Origin of the sequence: Solidesulfovibrio fructosivorans JJ] (genome assembly GCF_000179555.1) — a bacterium.
GTDB classification, from domain to species: domain Bacteria; phylum Desulfobacterota; class Desulfovibrionia; order Desulfovibrionales; family Desulfovibrionaceae; genus Solidesulfovibrio; species Solidesulfovibrio fructosivorans.
This window is the reverse complement of the sequence record NZ_AECZ01000072.1, coordinates 1-1,328: the sequence shown is the minus strand read 5'-3', so window position 1 is coordinate 1,328 and position 1,328 is coordinate 1. Positions and strand designations below refer to the sequence as shown.

The 1,328-nt window shown below is 66.8% G+C and carries 2 protein-coding genes; both read right to left on the bottom strand.

What is annotated here, in order from left to right:
• Nucleotides 1-11: 11 nt before the first annotated feature.
• Nucleotides 12-908: a delta(1)-pyrroline-2-carboxylate reductase family protein gene (locus tag DESFRDRAFT_RS20515; protein WP_005997271.1), complete on the bottom strand. Its 897-nt coding sequence runs from the start codon at nt 906-908 to the stop codon at nt 12-14.
• Between the two features lie 50 nt (nt 909-958).
• The gene (locus DESFRDRAFT_RS20510; RefSeq protein ID WP_005997269.1) at nt 959-1,144 is read right to left on the bottom strand and encodes a hypothetical protein; all 186 of its coding nucleotides are present in this window, start codon (nt 1,142-1,144) and stop codon (nt 959-961) included.
• Between the last annotated feature and the right edge of the window lie 184 nt (nt 1,145-1,328).

Genomic DNA, 1,328 nt, shown 5'->3' with positions numbered 1-1,328 from the left:
GAGAACCCTTTTTAAAGGGTTTCCCCTCTCGCACTTTCTTCCTCGCCTCTTCTCCCCCTCATCGCATGCTTGGCTCCTGCCAAGTCAAAGATGGCATGCCCCACGGTCTTGAAGATGACGGGGCCGGACAGGCGCGGCGGCGTGTCCAGAAACCGCTCCAGGGGCATGACGCGCTCCCAGTTTACGCCGGCGCGCAGGTAATCCCCGGCCTCGACCCGGGCCGAGGGCAGATCGTCCACGAAAAGCGTGGCCCGGGAAACAAGCGATGCCGGCACTTCGGCCGCCTCGGGCGTAAACGATCCCACCGCCGCGACAAAGACATCGTCCCGCACGACATCCGGGAAAACCGGTTCCCGGCTGGTGGTGGCCGTGACAATCATGGACGCGGCCCTGGCCGCTTCGGCCAAGTCGTCGGCCACCCGCGCCGCGATGCCCTGCCCGCCGAGTTCCACCGCCATGGCCATAGCCCGGGCCCGGGTGCGCGAGGCCACCAGCACCTCCCGCAGGCCAAGCCCCTGGCAAAAGGCCTGGGCATGGCCCACGGCCTGCACGCCGGCCCCGACGACCAAAAGCGGCCCCTGTTTGTCAGCCGCCAAAAGCCGGGCCGCAAGCAGGCTCACCGCGGCCGTGCGCCGGGCGGTGAGTTCCCTGGCGTCGAGCACGGCGAGCTTGCGGCCGGTTGCGGCGTCGAGGACCAGCACCTCGCCCTGGATGACGGGCAGGTCCTTGTTGTGCGGGTGCACGGTGATGTTTTTCACGATGGCAATGGTGTCGTCCGCCGCCGGCATGCACAGAAGCATGCCTCCGGGCACGGGCACGGCCAGGCGTTCCGGCGCCGCAACGCGGCCGGCCAGACGCGCGCGCAACACGTCGGCGATCGCGTCGGACAGGGATGCATAATCGAACATGGGCTCTCCGGCCCCGTCGGGCGAAGGCCCAAGAGCGGCGGAAAGCCGGGTCAGCGCAGACGGGAATAGATGGTGATCATGGCGCCGCGTCGGGGGGGACGGTGGTTGTTGCGGATCAAAAAGGCCTCAATGGCCTTGGCCCCCTCGACCTTGGTGACCTTGCGGTAGGCGCACACGGCAAAGGTGACGTCCCATTCGGGATGGTAAAACTTGCTGATGATATTGGGCTCGTCCATACCAAGCCCTCCCGGAGGTTTCCGTGCGGGCGAGAGCCAAGCCCGCGCCCCTTTTTTACGCCATCTCGATCCGACGCCGCAAGCGCCTGACGGTATACGCCCCGCCTTCTCTCAAGGATCTTCCCCTAATGACAACCCCCTTGAAAGTTTTTCGGGGAGGGAGGGGGCGCGGGGGAGGGAGGCC

What these genes read in the sequence shown, in the direction of transcription:
- DESFRDRAFT_RS20510 (WP_005997269.1), bottom strand. Translation starts at nt 1,144, where the DNA reads ATGGACGAGCCCAATATCATCAGCAAGTTTTACCATCCCGAATGGGAC.
- DESFRDRAFT_RS20515 (WP_005997271.1), bottom strand. Translation starts at nt 908, where the DNA reads ATGTTCGATTATGCATCCCTGTCCGACGCGATCGCCGACGTGTTGCGC.